Below are 13,812 nucleotides of genomic sequence, written 5' to 3' on the forward strand. Positions count from 1 at the left end.
GTGCGATTCATCGCAGTGTTGAAGTGTAGAGCGGACTTTTAGGCGGATGAGGCGTAAGCTAAAGGAAATCGCGGAGCCAGCCGAAGGCGAGTTCTTCGGCGGCGCTGCGGGCGCGCTGGCTTAGCGTACCCTTGCCAATGTCTTCCGCAGCGAAAAGTGGTGTTTCCTGCGTCAATTGCTGGTCTACCCAGACCTTGAGCGAGCCGACCGGCGTTCCTTTCACGATGGGAGCGGTCAGCGGGCCATTATAGACGACATGGGCGACGACCTTGCCGCGATTTTCCTGCGGCAGGAAAATCGAAACGGCGCCCTTGGCTTTGAGCTCAACAGAAGGCTTGTCGCCGCCAAAAACCTTCGCGCGCCCGACGACAGTATCGGCGGCAAACAACGGCGCGCGCTCGAACGCCGTCATGCCCCACTCGACAATGCGACGGGCTTCTTCGGCACGTTCCTTGTCGCTCGTCAAGCCGCCCAACGCGACGAACAAGCGACGATCATTACGCGCTGCCGAACCCACAAACGCATAGCCGGATTCTTCCGTGAAGCCGGTGCCCAGACCATCCGCTCCAATGCCCATGGCGAGCAGCGGATTGCGGTTGCGCTGGGTGATCTTGTTCCACGTAAATTCGGGCTGGCTGTAATATTTGTAGAACTGCGGATAGTCGCGCCAGAGATGGTTGGCGAGCGTGACCAGTTCGCGCATCGTGACCACCTGCCCCGATGCTGGCAGGCCGGTGGAATTCACGAAGCGAGACCTTGTCATGCCTAACGCCTGCGCGCGGCTGTTCATGCGCTCGGAAAAGGCGGTTTCCGATCCGGCCATGCCTTCCGCGATGATGATGCAGCCATCGTTGGCGGATTGCACAATCACACCCTGAATCAAATCTTCCAGCCGGACTTCTGAGTTCAGCGCGGCAAACATCGTGGATGTGCGCGACGGCGCACCACCCGTGCGCCAGGCATATTCGCTGACCTTGAAAGTGTCGTTCATGCTGGCTTTGCCGCTGGCGATGGCGTCGAACACGACCTCCATCGTCATGAGCTTGGCAAGCGATGCCGGCGGAACGGAAGTGTCGGCGTTCTTGGCAATGAGGATGGTGCCGGAATCGGCGTCGATCATGAACGCCTGCTGCGCCTTGGTTTCGAAAAGCTGAGCGTTGGCAGCGCCAACCGTGAGCAACAAAAGGCCGATGACGACTTGGAATGTTGCTGCAATTCGCGGAAGTAAATGCACTTGGGTGAGCCGCGTGTCAGTTACGAACAGTCATTGCGTCTTCGGCACCGAGCGACCATGCAGCCTCAAGCATGGCATCCGGCGTCGCGCGGCCATCGGCATATAGATCGAGTTCGAACCAGCGCACGCCACGATCATCAACCGTCGAGGACATTTCCGCACGACCATAGGCTGAGAGCGCCTTTTCGAGACGCCGTGCCTCAGCTTCGTTCTCGAACGAACCGACCATCACATAATCGCTCGCTGGGGTGGCGTTCTGCCTCGTGAGCAGGCTGGCGAAGGCAGGGTTCTCACGCTTGGTTTCAGCCGGAGCATATGACAGGGAAAGTGCGGCAACCGTGACCGGAGCTTCGTCCGGGCGATAGGTCACGATCGGTCCCATTTCAGGCAGCACCAGTTGCGAAATACCAGGTGCGCCAGCGTCGAAACCATCCATCGATGCTGTCGTCACAAGAGGTTGCGACGGAACGGGTTGCTCTGCATCGGAGAGAACGCCGGGGAACGGCGATGATTGCGAATCCGACGGCGTTGCGCCGTTCATTGCGACCATCACACCGGTCGGCAGTCCGTCAGAAGGATCGGGCGCATTCTTGCCGGGGCGATAAGACGCCATCAAGAATGCATCATCCTGACCATCAAGCGGCGCACGGCCAACATACTCGACTTTCACATTGGCGGTGCCGGAGTGGACGTAATCCAGCATCTCGGCGGCGCGGCGCGAAAGATCAATGATGCGGCCATTGGAATATGGCCCGCGATCATTGATGCGCACGATGACGGAGGAACCGTTCTTCGTATTGGTAACGCGCGCATAGCTCGGCAGCGGCATTGTTGGATGCGCCGCGGTGAGATGCGTCATGTCGTAAATTTCGCCATTGGCGGTTAGGCGGCCGTGGAAAGCATCGCCATACCACGAAGCCGCGCCAAGCTTGGAATAGCTGCTGATTTCCTTGGGGTAATACCACTTGCCGCGGATCTGGTAAGGCTTGCCGATCTGCTCGCGCCCACCCCCGCGTTTCAGCCGCGAACGCTCTGTGGAAACGCGTGGGCTGGCTTTCACGCCATATTCTGCCTCGGAAAAATATTCCGTAGGCCGCTTTTTGGCGACGGCAGAGCGAACGGTTGTATCAGAACTTGTACAGGCCGCGAGCATGGCGGCCGAAATCGACATCACAGCGATGACTGAAGCGTGGCTTAGCCGCGTCTTTTTAGGCATCGTTGGCGCATCCCCTGCGTCAATTCATTCGGATGGGACGAACGTCCCTGAGAACGCAGCCCCTTGATGCCGCCTCTCCTGTTTAATCAGGATTAATTAGCGGTGAATTAATCGATTATGTCCGGAAGTAGGCAAGAATGTGGCCGGAACTGTGCGGAGTGCTGGTTGTCCCGCGCCAAACGCGGTTCCGGCCGCGCCATTAACGGCCAAACCTTAAATTTCGTTCATGTTTTGGACGGCTCAGAGTGCTGCCACAATTGAGGCAGAGCTATTCTCGCATTGGCATCGCCATGCACAGCGTCCTCGCCCCAAACGGCGTTCCACTGACGCATTCCGCTGCCTCCATTTGCGCTTTGCTTACCCGCTCACTCCGTGGCGCGGGCTGATTGCGAACGTCTTTAAGGAGGACGAAACATGAAGTCGAACCTTGGAATCCCACTTTTTGCTGTACTGGCCGTCGCCGCGACCGGATACATTGTCAGCCCCGCCAGCGCCGCAGGACAAACGACAGAGCAGATTTGCAGCGCAAAATATCAGGCGGCCAAAGCTGGCGGAACCTTGAACGGCCAGAAATGGCCCGCGTTCTATTCGGATTGTGCGGCAAGCATCAACGCAAACGGCAATGCTGGCGCAGCCGCAAATCCTGCTCCTGCAAGCAGCACTTCGAAAAGCTCAACCACGACAGCAACCGCACCAGCCAAGAGCACGCCTGCTTCGACGTCAGGCAACCACCAAACGACGCAACAGATATGCAGCTCGAGCTATCAGGCTGCCAAGGCTGCAGGAACGCTAGGCGGTCAAACCTGGCCAGCATATCTTTCGGCGTGCAGCGACAAGATCAAGCAATATTCCGATACAAGCCAGCCGACGCCACCAGAGCCAACAATATCGAAAACGGCAGCGAAAAAAGTGATGCCCGTTGCGAATGGAAATGCATCTCCGGGTGAAGTCGCCTTCCAGCAACGCATCCATGAATGCGCATCAGAGTGGCAGCAGCAAAAGGCCAACGGCACACTTCCGAACGGAGCCAAGTGGCCGCAATTCTGGAGCCAGTGCAACACCCAGCTCAAATCCCAGATGTAAGACGATTATCCTGTCGAGCTTAACGGGATCAGGCGCTCGCGTCTGATCCCAAATTAGCACTATTGAATATTGTTCAAGACTAAATCCGCCGGTTGTCTCGCCGGACAATAGATTATATCTGATTATCTAATATTCACTCATATGTTGGTGCTTCTAATGCCGCCTGTTGTTAGGCGAAACCTAAAAGCAATATATATCTCAGCCGCTTTGCTGCTAGCGGGATGCATTGTCACCGCCGCCGCATTGGCGACAGTAAAGCTTCATAATCAGACCAAGCTAATAAAGCAGCTATACAAATATAGATTTGTCAGCGAGAGCCAGCGGCAAGAAACTGGCTATGATTTGCACGCATTGCCAAACCCGTTTCATGCACAGAAGGATGAAATTCGGAATATCAAGAAGGCATCGGCATCAATCGATGCAATGTGGAAGCAGCTAACGCCAGTCGCGCAGCAGTACTCATATTTTGGCAACAGTCGCGATTTGCCCGTTGGCGCTATGTTGGTGGTCGCCGCCTTTTATGACTATGGAAACAAAGCACCGAACGACGCGAAGCCTGGCTGTGTTTCGATCAACGAAAACACGGACTTCAAGTCGCTGGAAGAGCCTACGTTTTTGGACCACAGCCAAAGCGAGATCGGATGCTGCACCGATTTTGCGCTGATGCTCGCATCATTCCTGACCCATCTCGGGATTGATGTTGAAGTTTTGAATAACGGAAATCATCAGGCCCTGATGATCTCGACAGACGGAAAAAACGGGTTTTTGGATTCGAATAGTCTAACTTTCATTCCCGAATATTTCGCCGAAACCCCCGAACATGAATCGCGAGATATCTATTATTTCACACCATATGACGGCTCTCGCGTTGATATTTTCCAACAGTTCCTGATGAGATCGGTCATGTTCGGGGAGCCGCAATTCCAGAGCGTTGCCTGGAAGCACATGAAGCCGGCCGAGCATTTCGCCAAAATGCGCGCGAACTATCTGATACGCGACGGAGCACCTGCTTATTCACAAGCTCTGCGCTGAATGCGCGCGAAGCTGCAGATCGTGTTGACGCAGCGTTGCAAGCGGCTATAAGCGGCGAAGCAAGAACCAAATAGTTGCAAAACGAGCTTCACGGTCGTTTCAGCGCATCGCGAAAAAGGCAAATAGCTCAAACAGATCAGCTAGATGGAAGAGTGGCCGAGCGGTTTAAGGCACCGGTCTTGAAAACCGGCGTGGGTGCAAGCTCACCGTGGGTTCGAATCCCACCTCTTCCGCCATTTTTTTTCCGCCATTTTTGATTAGATAAGCTATTGATATACATCAATTATATGAAAATCAATATACCAGAACATTTAAAAGACCGTTTTGTTGCGTTAGATAATATTAAGTATAGCGAACCGCCATTACCCTGGAAAAAGATAGGTATATTATCTGTTGGCGGATTAACTGATGTTGGATTTGCACATTCATCTGAACTACTTATAATCGTTTCTGCTTCGGGTAGAGGATTATTGGATTGCAGAAAAGGCACTTTTATTGCACGCGATACGGATGAAAACTTTGAATTTGATATTGGTAATCTGGAAGTAGAAGGTATAGGACCGCTACAAGGCCAAAAAATCCGCACTAACGGACTGTATGGTGGAGGTCTTTCTACTTCTACAAGTGATGGTTGGCGTATCGAGCGTCACCCATTATCTTGGCCAGACGAAGAATTATTTCTATCGTCACAATGGCAAACAATGCTCTGGACTAAGCCTGGTAAGAAGATAGAAATTACAAAGCTGGGCGATTTTATTACTGAAGTTCGAGCTTTTGGTTTTTCGCCCAATGGTATGATTCTAATAATCGCAACATCCTCCGACATTGCAATTTACGGGCGGTAAATAACTGTCCTCGTAGCTTTTTATGCAAAAGTGAAGGCAAAGAAATTTACGAAGCTCCCTGACGAAGACAGGCAGCGCATGGCGCGACTCTATGAAGAAGTTAAGGGTCGCCTGACGGAAATGTCGATGATTGTCGGGACTGCGATAACTATGGCAATGCACAGCCTGCCAGATAGTTCATTGCGCCCTCAAAGTCAGCCGTTGCGCCCCGTGAATACGTTTGATGGGTTGTCAATCCAGAACAACACAAACGAGCCGCACAAAAGCACGACGTATGAGCCAAACAACCGCCAAAGCATCTCGCCGGGGATGAGTGCAAGACCCATGAATTGCGCGATCAACAGAGCCATCATTGCCAGCGTGCTGAACATGCAGATTGGGCGAAGGACTTTGCATAGTGCCGTTATCATTACACCTACTCCGAACGCCGCATCATTTCGCAGAGAATTCTAAACATTCCGCAAAATTTGTGCATCGCTTTTACTGCATGGGGCTATGACCGATTTGCAGGAGTGCCCTGTTTGAGTGTGCCCCTGCGATACAGCAAAGCTTGTGCTGGACTCTTAAGTCGCCCTACCCTTTCGCCCACGCTTTCAGCAGGTGTTCTGCGCGAGCGTACTGATTGACCATATGGACCGGAGCGTCGAGCGCAGCCGCGGCGCGGAGCGGCCAATGCGGATCAGCCATAAAGGCGCGGGCAACCGCAACGACATCAGCACGACCAGACGCAACGATCTCTTCGGCCTGCGCGGAATTGTCGATCATGCCGACAGCACGGACGACAATGCCCGTATTCTTGCGGATATACTCTGCCAGATGCACCTGATAGCCCGGCCCAACCGGGATTTTCTGATGCGGAGAAATGCCGCCACTTGAGCAGCAAATATAGCTGATACCTTCAGCCTGAATGGCCTTCACAACTTCCACGCACTCGTTTTCGTCAAAGCCGCCGTCAACCCAATCCTTAACCGACAGGCGCGCGCCGAGCATAAGCGAAGGCGCAGCTTTGCGAATGGCGCGGGCGACTTCGATGATGAAGCGCATGCGATTTTCGAGCGACCCGCCCCAGCGATCCGTCCGCTTGTTCGACAACGGCGAAAGGAATTGATTGATCAGATAACCGTGGGCGCCGTGAACTTCGATGAAATCAAAACCAGCGCGCACGGCCCGCGCAGCCGACAGGCCGAATTTCTCCACGGTTTCAAGAATCTCGTCTTCGGTGAGCGCGTGCGGCGTTGGATGGCCCTTGTCGTAAGGAACGGCAGAAGCGGAAACGGTTTCCCAAGGATCCTGACCCGGCTTCAGCGGGTGGCCACCTTGCCACGGAAACTGACACGAGGCTTTGCGCCCCGCATGAGCCAACTGCACACCGAATTTTGCACCGGGCGTTGCCACCATGCGCGCGGCATTCAGTGCGCGCTTGGCAGCAGCTTCATTGTGGTCTGAATACAGCCCGTGACAGCCATGCGAAATGCGGCCGCGACGTTCGACGTCCGTCATTTCTACCGTGATCATGGATGCGCCCGACATCGCAAGATTCATCCAATGATAGAGATGCCAGTCAGTCGCGGACCCGTCGTCGGCCGAATATTGGCACATGGGCGCAATGGCAATGCGGTTTGCGAACTCAAGGCCACCAATGGTGATCGGCTGAAACAGAGCGGACATGATATCTTTTCTTGGAATCTGGTTGGCGGGAGCCGCAATGTAAGCGGCGCCGCCCGTTTTACAACGGTTGCTTGCTGAAAGATTCCATGAGCGACAGCGGGTTCGCATCAATCGCGCAGGCTATGCGCACCAATTCATGCAGGCTGATTTCGCTTTTGCCCAACTCGTATTGATCAAGCTTTTCTTCCGGATCGCCGGATACACGCGCCAGCTTCTTGAGCGGCATTTTATGCTTGAGCCGGGCGGTGTGAATGTTTTGGCCAATCGTGCGCCGCAATTCGCGCAGCATGTCTGAATTAAATTGCATGGATTCCTCTGGTGTCAGGAGGTTGAAACCACGCCCATAAACGTGTGCTGCTTATTCCCCTTGCGGGTATTCTATTCGCTGCACTCCCGACATAAGAAATCGCGCCCGCGAGAATCGCAAGCACAAAATCGGTCAACCGGGAGCGTACCGTTATGGGGTAGCGGTTTCAAACGCTAACCCATACCTAGCACGATTCCCGGCAGAGACAATTCTAATTTAGCGAGTTCGCTATTACTTCTTCTTGGCGCGACGGCGAGCCGCGACATAAGCACCGGCTACTGCCAGCGCCGGGAGGCCAAGGCCAAGAACCGGACCGGGCGCGGAGCGAGAAATACCGTCTCCACCACTTCCGCCGCTTGTGCCACTGCCACCGTAGCCACCACCGTTGCCGCCATAGGAGGAGCTGCTACGCCTGACGTCTGCGCCGCTGCTCTTATGTTGGGTTACACCGCCGCTATTGCCACCCGTCCGTATGTTCGAGTTTTGGCTGCCCTGTTCGTTGTGAGACTTCTGGGGGTAGTAGGCACCCCAAGGTCCCGCTGCCGCACTCGAAACAGCGGCGACACTCAGAACTACAGCCGCTGCGGCTGGAATGAGAACCTTCGCCATCGCATTTATCCTTAATAAACCGTTATGGCATTGTAGCGAAAGTGACGAGTGCAGCTATCCCAAAAGAAGATGTAAGCGGCTATGCGTTGGGTGAATAAAAGTCGTAACCCATTTGCTCTGTGTTCAAGATGCATCAGTTGGCCGCGCGCCCGGAAAATATAGTGCTAGAAAAGCAAAAGGCCGGGCGCAAACCCGACCTTCATCCTTGCTTTCGGTAATCTACCTTCTGACTGCGCTCTGACAGCTATTTGCTATTACATGCGCCGTTTCCAGCAGGCCCCTTCATTGTTCGCAACAGTACATCCGTGCTCGCGAACAAATCCAAGCAATTATGCTGCCTGAAGATTATCAGCAGCAGACTTGCCGGAACGACGGTCTGCAACCACGTCGAACGAGACCTTCTGGCCTTCGTTCAGCGTGCGCATGCCAGCGCGCTCAACGGCAGAGATGTGTACGAAAATGTCCGCACCGCCATTGTCGGGAGCAATGAAGCCATAACCCTTGGTGGCGTTGAAGAACTTTACGGTACCAGTGTTCATGACGATTTCCTTCTTCAAGACGTCATATTTCAAGTTACATCCAGCGAACCAGATGCGGGTAGATCGAAGTTGAAAAGGGAAGATCGTCGTGTGCGCAAATGCGCAAAAACAAAGTTCAGCAAACAAGTTCGATGAGGTGCATATAGTTTATATTTCCAGCGAAAACAAGATGCGCCGCGTTGTGGAAAGTCGCATACCGGCAGTGTGAAGCAATATTTACCTGCGCTAGTGTCACGCGATGCAACCGTCACAAAATATTGAGCGCCTTATCGAAATCATGGCCGCGCTGCGCGACCCGAATACGGGTTGCCCGTGGGACATTGAGCAGAATTTCGCCAGCATAACGCCCTACACGATCGAGGAAGCCTATGAGGTGGCCGACGCAATTGCGCGCGGCGACATGGATGATTTGCGCGACGAGTTGGGCGACCTGCTGCTGCAGGTGGTGTATCACGCGCGCATGGCTGAGGAAGTTGGCGATTTTCGCTTCGGTGACGTCGTGCAGGCGATAACGACCAAGATGATCCGGCGTCACCCACATGTATTCGGCGACGAAACCGCGCGCGGCGCAGGCATGGCGAAAGGCGTGTGGGACAAGATCAAAGCCGAGGAAAAAGCCGAAAAGCGCGCGGCGAGACTGGCGCGCGGACTAGACCCCGAAGATCATGGCGCGGGTTTTCTGGACAGCGTGCCAGTGGCGCTGCCAGCGCTCACACGGTCGCTGAAATTGCAGGAACGCGCGTCGAAGGTGGGATTTGATTGGGGTGCGCCGGGGCCGGTGCTCGAAAAAATCGAGGAAGAGATCGGCGAACTGAAGCAGGCGATTAAATCCGGGGATCTGAGCGCCGCGAAGGATGAATTCGGCGATGTGCTGTTTGCACTGGTGAATCTGGGGCGCCATTTGCATGTAGACGCCGAAAGCGCACTCGCCGGGACGAATGAGAAATTCCGTGCGCGCTTTCATTTTGTCGAGCAGAATTTGACTGAGTCTGGCGGGAGTTTGGAGCAGGCCTCGCTGGAGGAAATGGAAGCGCTTTGGCAAAAAGCAAAGGCAGAGTTGAAATGCGGGGAGTGAATTAGGAACGTTTGCGCTGCCCCTCACCTGCCTGCCGGCATCTTTGCCCGGGAGAGCCACGGGTCTCTACCGTCCTTCGGACCCCCCTTAAACAGGGAGAAAAGATGCGGCCATGTCGCGCCAATCTTCAACGTAGCGTTTGCGTGGGCCGTGCCGGCGCGACGCTGAGGTTCCCCTCTCCCTGTTTACCGGGTGAGGATGAGGGGCGGATTGCGCCTAGTCTGCCGCTGACCCAAGCCGCGTTTCGATGGCTTTGCGAGAATCGCGGGTGGTGCTGATGGTCAGGCGGACGCTGCCGTCTTCCTCGTCGGAGCGCTCGATCACATCGCCATTGCGATAAACCCAGTCAATCATTCCCATCTGATCGGGGCGCAGCACGACATCAAACTGCGCGAGCGCGCCGGAAAGCAATTCCTCGATACGCTCGGCAAGCGCGGGAACCCCCTCGCCCGTTACCGCGGAAATGCCGATAGCAGGCGCGGGACGATCCGCGCGGCTCTGGCGCAAAAGGCGCTCGCGGTCGGTCGGGTCGATCAGGTCGATCTTGTTCCAGACCTCAATGACGCGGTTGCTGTCGTGTGGATCGACGCCAAGGTCGCGGAGAATCTGCTCGACGTCCTCGGCCTGAACGGCGGTGTCCGGGTCCGAAATATCGCGCAGGTGGATGATGAGATCAGCCTCGACAACCTCCTCCAGCGTTGCACGAAACGCGGCGATCAGATGCGTCGGCAGGTCGGAGATAAAGCCGACCGTATCGGAAAGGATGACCGTCGTTCCATGCGGGAGACGCAGCCGCCGCAAGGTAGGGTCAAGCGTAGCGAACAACATATCTTCAGCCAACACGCCTGAGCCTGTGAGCCGGTTGAACAGCGTGGATTTGCCTGCATTGGTGTAACCCACAATGGCGACGACCGGGAACGGGACCTTGCGGCGCTTGGCGCGATGCAGGTCGCGCGTGCGGCGAACGGTTTCCAGTTCGCGCTTCAAGCGAATGATCTTCTCCTGAAGCATACGCCGGTCGGCCTCGATCTGCGTTTCGCCGGGACCACCAAGGAAACCCGCGCCACCGCGCTGCCGCTCAAGGTGGGTCCAGCTTCGGACCAGCCGCCCCTTCTGATAGTTCAGATGAGCAAGCTCCACCTGGAGCACGCCTTCCTTGGTGCGGGCGCGCTCGCCAAAAATTTCCAGAATAAGGCCGGTGCGGTCTAACACCTTGGCGTTGAACGCCTTTTCCAGGTTGCGCTGCTGAACAGGGGTAAGCGGGTGATCCACGATCACCAACTCGGCCTCTTTTTCCTTCACTGCGTCAGCGATTTCCTCAACCTTGCCGGTGCCCAGCAGTGTTGCCGGGCGCGGATCGTTGACCATAACGATTTCCGTCTGGACCGGATCAAGCGCGATGGCCTCAGTCAAACCAACTGCTTCTTCGAGCCGTGCGTCGGGTGAGCGCGTGAGGCGCGGCGATGCACCCTGCCCGCGTTCATCACCGGGCAAGCGCTTCAACACAGGCACCACAACGATGGCGCGCGTACCGGCGGTGCGTTCGAGTGTTTCCGTCATTCAAGCAGGGTGAGGCAAATACGGGCCGGGATCAACCGTCCCGACCAACCTCTTCGCCCTCGAACATCTGCACGGGCTGACTCGGCATGATTGTCGAGATTGCGTGCTTATAAACGAGCTGCGAATGACCATCCCGGCGCAGCAAAACGCAGAAATTGTCAAAGGATGTTACAACACCCGTCAGCTTGACGCCGTTAATGAGAAAAATTGTTAGAGGATTCTTGCTCTTACGAACTGAATTAAGAAAGAGATCCTGAAGATTCTGCGTGCGGTCCGCCATTATTTTTTCTTTCGCCGGTTCCCGTCTGTTTTTCCGCAATGCGCCAAAATAGACATCATCTGTCAAGGGCTTGGCGCAAATCGATTTTATGCCCGGTGCTTACATAGGCCGTTATCAGGCCAACGTTTTCTCTGCAACGTCAAAAAACGCCTGGCGCAATGAAGTGGCGACGCTGCCGGGATGGCCATTGGCCACCGGCAGGCCATCAATGATGACAACCGGCATGACAACCGTGGTGCCTGCGGTAATGAAAGCCTCGCGCGCTTTCTTCGCCTCATCGACGGAAAAGCCGCGTTCTTCGACCTTGAGATTGAGTTTTTCCGCGACTTTCAGGACGGTCGTGCGCGTGATGCCGCGAAGAATGCCGTGGTCTGCGGGGCGCGTGACGAGTGTGCCATCCGCCGTTACAATCCAGGCATTGGTGGCAGCGCCTTCGGTGACGTTGCCGTCCTTATCCACAAACCACGCCTCCTGCGCGCCCGCTTCTTTCGCCTGCTGACGAGCGAGAACATTGGGAAGCAGACCGACAGTCTTGATGTCGACGCGGTCCCAGCGATTTTCCGGCACGGTGATGACGCTGATTCCCGACTCGGCGCGCTTTGCCGATGCCTCGGGGCTGGTGCGCTTTGCTGTGATGACCAGCGCAGGTCGCGTGCCGGGTGCGGGGAAAGCATGGTCGCGCAGCGCCACACCGCGCGTGACTTGCAGATAGACCAACCCATTGGTGACGCGGTTGCGGCGCACGACCTCTGACATGAGGTTTTGCAGCACGCGACGGCTTACCGGCCAGGCGATTGAAAGTTCGCGCAATGAGCGGTCCAGCCTATTGAGATGGCCCGGCATGTCCATGATGTAGCCGCGCGCGACCTCGCAAACCTCGTAGACACCATCCGCGAATTGATAGCCGCGATCTTCGATGTGAACGCACGCATCGGCGTGGCGCACATAGCGTCCGTTGACATAGGCAATTCGGGGCATTGTGTGTTCCTAGAAAAATTCGAGGCTGACGCGGAAAAGCTGTTCGACATCTTTTACCGCGCTGGCCAGACTGAAAATAACGACGCGATCCTTTGTCTTGATGCGCAACGTTCCGCCGGGCTTGAGTACGACGCCGTCGCGATAAATAGCGCCGATGCGCATGCCTTCGGGCAGATTGAGATCGGCCAGAGGAGAGCCAACCAGCGGCGAGGTTTCGAGCGCTTCGGCTTCAATGATTTCAGCAGCACCTTTGTCGACCGTGTGCACCGCGCGGATGCGGCCACGCCGGACATGCTGCAGCACACGCGAGATGGTGACACTGCCGGGGTTGACATGAGCATCAATACCGACCGAACGCGACAGGTCGATATAGGCCGGGTTGTTGATGAGCGCGAGGTTCGATTTGCAGCCAAGGCGCTTGGCCATAACGCTGGACAGAATGTTGACCTGATCCGAATTGGTGAGCGCAACCATGAGGTCTGCGTCCTGAACTTCGGCCTGTAGCAACAGCCGCTCGTCCAGCGCGCTGCCGCTAAGCACAACCGTGTCATGCAATTCATCAGCGATTTTCTCGGCGCGCTCCTGGTTGGCTTCGATGAGTTTCACCCGCACCCTGCCCCGGCGCTGCTCAATGGTTTTCGCAACGTACAGGCCGATATTGCCGCCGCCCGCAATGACCATGCGGGACGCTTCCTTTTCCTCGTGACCAAACAGGCTGAGCGTGCGCTTCACCTGCTCCTTGGTAGTGACGACATAGGCGCGGTCGCCCTCAAGCAACTGATCGGTAGAGCGCGGAATGAACAGTTCACCTTGGCGGTTTACGCCAACCACAGTGGAGGGCAGGTCGGGGAACAGCGATGAGAGCTGCGACAGCGGCGTGTTCACCACGGGGCAGTCTTCCAGACATTCGATGGCGACCATGATGATCTTGCCATCGGCGAAGCGCACGACATCGTCCGCGCCGGGCAAAGCGATGCGGCGCAGCACCATTTCGCCCGCTTCGATCTCTGGCGAAATAATGACGTCGATGGGAACGTGATCGCGCGAAAACAGGTCTGCGAAATGCGGCTGCAGATAGGATTGCGAGCGGATGCGCGCGATCTTGACCGGCACGCCAAACAGCGCGTGGGCCACCTCGCAGGCGACGATGTTCACCTCGTCGTGCAGCGTGACGGCGATGATCATGTCTGCTTCCTTCGCGCCCGCCGCTTCCAGAACTTCTGGATGCGAGCCATGCCCGACAAAGCCGCGCACATCGAGCGTATCGCGCACGGCGTGGATCAGCGCAGGCGCGGTATCGATGATGGAAACATCGTTTTTTTCGGCGGCAAGGCGCTCGGCAATGCCATAGCCAACCTGCCCTGCCCCGCAGATTATAACGCGCAT

Annotated in this window: 15 protein-coding genes and 1 tRNA gene; 5 read left to right on the forward strand and 11 right to left on the reverse strand. The window is 56.0% G+C overall.

Features of this window, described 5'->3' with window-relative positions; translation table 11 throughout:
* Positions 1–58: 58 nt before the first annotated feature.
* Positions 59–1,234, reverse strand: a complete 1,176-nt coding sequence (locus DY251_RS15330; protein ID WP_245415990.1) for a D-alanyl-D-alanine carboxypeptidase family protein — start codon at positions 1,232–1,234, stop codon at positions 59–61.
* 16 nt (positions 1,235–1,250) lie between these two features.
* A complete protein-coding gene (locus DY251_RS15335) occupies positions 1,251–2,450 on the reverse strand; it encodes a septal ring lytic transglycosylase RlpA family protein (protein ID WP_116624798.1) in 1,200 nt (399 codons plus the stop codon).
* 414 nt (positions 2,451–2,864) lie between these two features.
* Here DY251_RS15335 and DY251_RS15340 point away from each other — a divergent pair, with 414 nt between their 5' ends.
* The 4 genes from DY251_RS15340 (at position 2,865) to DY251_RS21310 (ending at position 5,410) form a co-directional block, all read left to right on the forward strand.
* Positions 2,865–3,533: a hypothetical protein gene (locus DY251_RS15340; RefSeq protein WP_116624799.1), complete on the forward strand. Its 669-nt coding sequence runs from the start codon at positions 2,865–2,867 to the stop codon at positions 3,531–3,533.
* 156 nt (positions 3,534–3,689) lie between these two features.
* Complete coding sequence (locus tag DY251_RS15345) at positions 3,690–4,565, forward strand: hypothetical protein (RefSeq protein WP_137113810.1); 876 nt, start codon at positions 3,690–3,692, stop codon at positions 4,563–4,565.
* Positions 4,566–4,711: 146 nt separating this feature from the next.
* Positions 4,712–4,801, forward strand: a tRNA-Ser gene (locus DY251_RS15350).
* 51 nt (positions 4,802–4,852) lie between these two features.
* Complete coding sequence (locus DY251_RS21310) at positions 4,853–5,410, forward strand: hypothetical protein (RefSeq protein ID WP_137113809.1); 558 nt, start codon at positions 4,853–4,855, stop codon at positions 5,408–5,410.
* Positions 5,411–5,604: 194 nt separating this feature from the next.
* Here DY251_RS21310 and DY251_RS21315 read toward each other — a convergent pair whose 3' ends face one another.
* The 5 genes from DY251_RS21315 to DY251_RS15370 all read right to left on the reverse strand — a co-directional run bounded on the left by DY251_RS21315 (position 5,605) and on the right by DY251_RS15370 (position 8,533).
* On the reverse strand, positions 5,605–5,820 hold the full coding sequence (locus DY251_RS21315; protein WP_137113808.1) for a hypothetical protein: 216 nt from the start codon (positions 5,818–5,820) through the stop codon (positions 5,605–5,607).
* 163 nt (positions 5,821–5,983) lie between these two features.
* A complete protein-coding gene (locus tag DY251_RS15355; protein ID WP_116624888.1) occupies positions 5,984–7,081 on the reverse strand; it encodes an NADH:flavin oxidoreductase/NADH oxidase in 1,098 nt (365 codons plus the stop codon).
* Positions 7,082–7,136: 55 nt separating this feature from the next.
* Positions 7,137–7,385, reverse strand: a complete 249-nt coding sequence (locus tag DY251_RS15360; RefSeq protein ID WP_137113807.1) for a helix-turn-helix domain-containing protein — start codon at positions 7,383–7,385, stop codon at positions 7,137–7,139.
* Positions 7,386–7,616: 231 nt separating this feature from the next.
* Positions 7,617–7,994 carry a hypothetical protein gene (locus DY251_RS15365; RefSeq protein ID WP_116624802.1) on the reverse strand — a complete coding sequence of 126 codons (378 nt, stop codon included), beginning with the start codon at positions 7,992–7,994 and terminating at the stop codon, positions 7,617–7,619.
* Positions 7,995–8,323: 329 nt separating this feature from the next.
* Positions 8,324–8,533: a cold-shock protein gene (locus tag DY251_RS15370; protein ID WP_116624889.1), complete on the reverse strand. Its 210-nt coding sequence runs from the start codon at positions 8,531–8,533 to the stop codon at positions 8,324–8,326.
* A gap of 238 nt (positions 8,534–8,771) precedes the next feature.
* On the opposite strand from DY251_RS15370, the gene mazG reads away from it, so the two are divergent.
* A complete protein-coding gene (gene mazG, locus DY251_RS15375; RefSeq protein WP_116624803.1) occupies positions 8,772–9,608 on the forward strand; it encodes a nucleoside triphosphate pyrophosphohydrolase in 837 nt (278 codons plus the stop codon).
* Positions 9,609–9,824: 216 nt separating this feature from the next.
* Here mazG and hflX read toward each other — a convergent pair whose 3' ends face one another.
* The 4 genes from hflX to trkA all read right to left on the reverse strand — a co-directional run bounded on the left by hflX (position 9,825) and on the right by trkA (position 13,812).
* On the reverse strand, positions 9,825–11,168 hold the full coding sequence (hflX, locus tag DY251_RS15380; protein WP_116624804.1) for a GTPase HflX: 1,344 nt from the start codon (positions 11,166–11,168) through the stop codon (positions 9,825–9,827).
* A gap of 31 nt (positions 11,169–11,199) precedes the next feature.
* Positions 11,200–11,448: an RNA chaperone Hfq gene (gene hfq / locus DY251_RS15385; RefSeq protein ID WP_116624890.1), complete on the reverse strand. Its 249-nt coding sequence runs from the start codon at positions 11,446–11,448 to the stop codon at positions 11,200–11,202.
* 114 nt (positions 11,449–11,562) lie between these two features.
* Entirely contained in the window at positions 11,563–12,426 is an 864-nt protein-coding gene (locus tag DY251_RS15390) for a D-amino-acid transaminase (RefSeq protein ID WP_116624805.1), read from the reverse strand.
* A 9-nt stretch (positions 12,427–12,435) separates the two neighbouring features.
* A complete protein-coding gene (gene trkA, locus DY251_RS15395; protein ID WP_116624806.1) occupies positions 12,436–13,812 on the reverse strand; it encodes a Trk system potassium transporter TrkA in 1,377 nt (458 codons plus the stop codon).

Source organism: Mesorhizobium denitrificans (assembly GCF_003403035.1).
GTDB lineage: Bacteria > Pseudomonadota > Alphaproteobacteria > Rhizobiales > Rhizobiaceae > Mesorhizobium_G > Mesorhizobium_G denitrificans.

Bases quoted from the DNA above. Each gene is read 5' to 3' on its own strand.
- DY251_RS15335 (WP_116624798.1), bottom strand. From the start codon at position 2,450: ATGCCTAAAAAGACGCGGCTAAGCCACGCTTCAGTCATCGCTGTGATG.
- DY251_RS15340 (WP_116624799.1), top strand. From the start codon at position 2,865: ATGAAGTCGAACCTTGGAATCCCACTTTTTGCTGTACTGGCCGTCGCC.
- DY251_RS15345 (WP_137113810.1), top strand. From the start codon at position 3,690: ATGCCGCCTGTTGTTAGGCGAAACCTAAAAGCAATATATATCTCAGCC.
- DY251_RS21310 (WP_137113809.1), top strand. From the start codon at position 4,853: ATGAAAATCAATATACCAGAACATTTAAAAGACCGTTTTGTTGCGTTA.
- DY251_RS21315 (WP_137113808.1), bottom strand. From the start codon at position 5,820: ATGATAACGGCACTATGCAAAGTCCTTCGCCCAATCTGCATGTTCAGC.
- DY251_RS15360 (WP_137113807.1), bottom strand. From the start codon at position 7,385: ATGCAATTTAATTCAGACATGCTGCGCGAATTGCGGCGCACGATTGGC.
- DY251_RS15365 (WP_116624802.1), bottom strand. From the start codon at position 7,994: ATGGCGAAGGTTCTCATTCCAGCCGCAGCGGCTGTAGTTCTGAGTGTC.
- DY251_RS15370 (WP_116624889.1), bottom strand. From the start codon at position 8,533: ATGAACACTGGTACCGTAAAGTTCTTCAACGCCACCAAGGGTTATGGC.
- mazG (WP_116624803.1), top strand. From the start codon at position 8,772: ATGCAACCGTCACAAAATATTGAGCGCCTTATCGAAATCATGGCCGCG.
- hflX (WP_116624804.1), bottom strand. From the start codon at position 11,168: ATGACGGAAACACTCGAACGCACCGCCGGTACGCGCGCCATCGTTGTG.
- hfq (WP_116624890.1), bottom strand. From the start codon at position 11,448: ATGGCGGACCGCACGCAGAATCTTCAGGATCTCTTTCTTAATTCAGTT.
- DY251_RS15390 (WP_116624805.1), bottom strand. From the start codon at position 12,426: ATGCCCCGAATTGCCTATGTCAACGGACGCTATGTGCGCCACGCCGAT.
- trkA (WP_116624806.1), bottom strand. From the start codon at position 13,812: ATGCGCGTTATAATCTGCGGGGCAGGGCAGGTTGGCTATGGCATTGCC.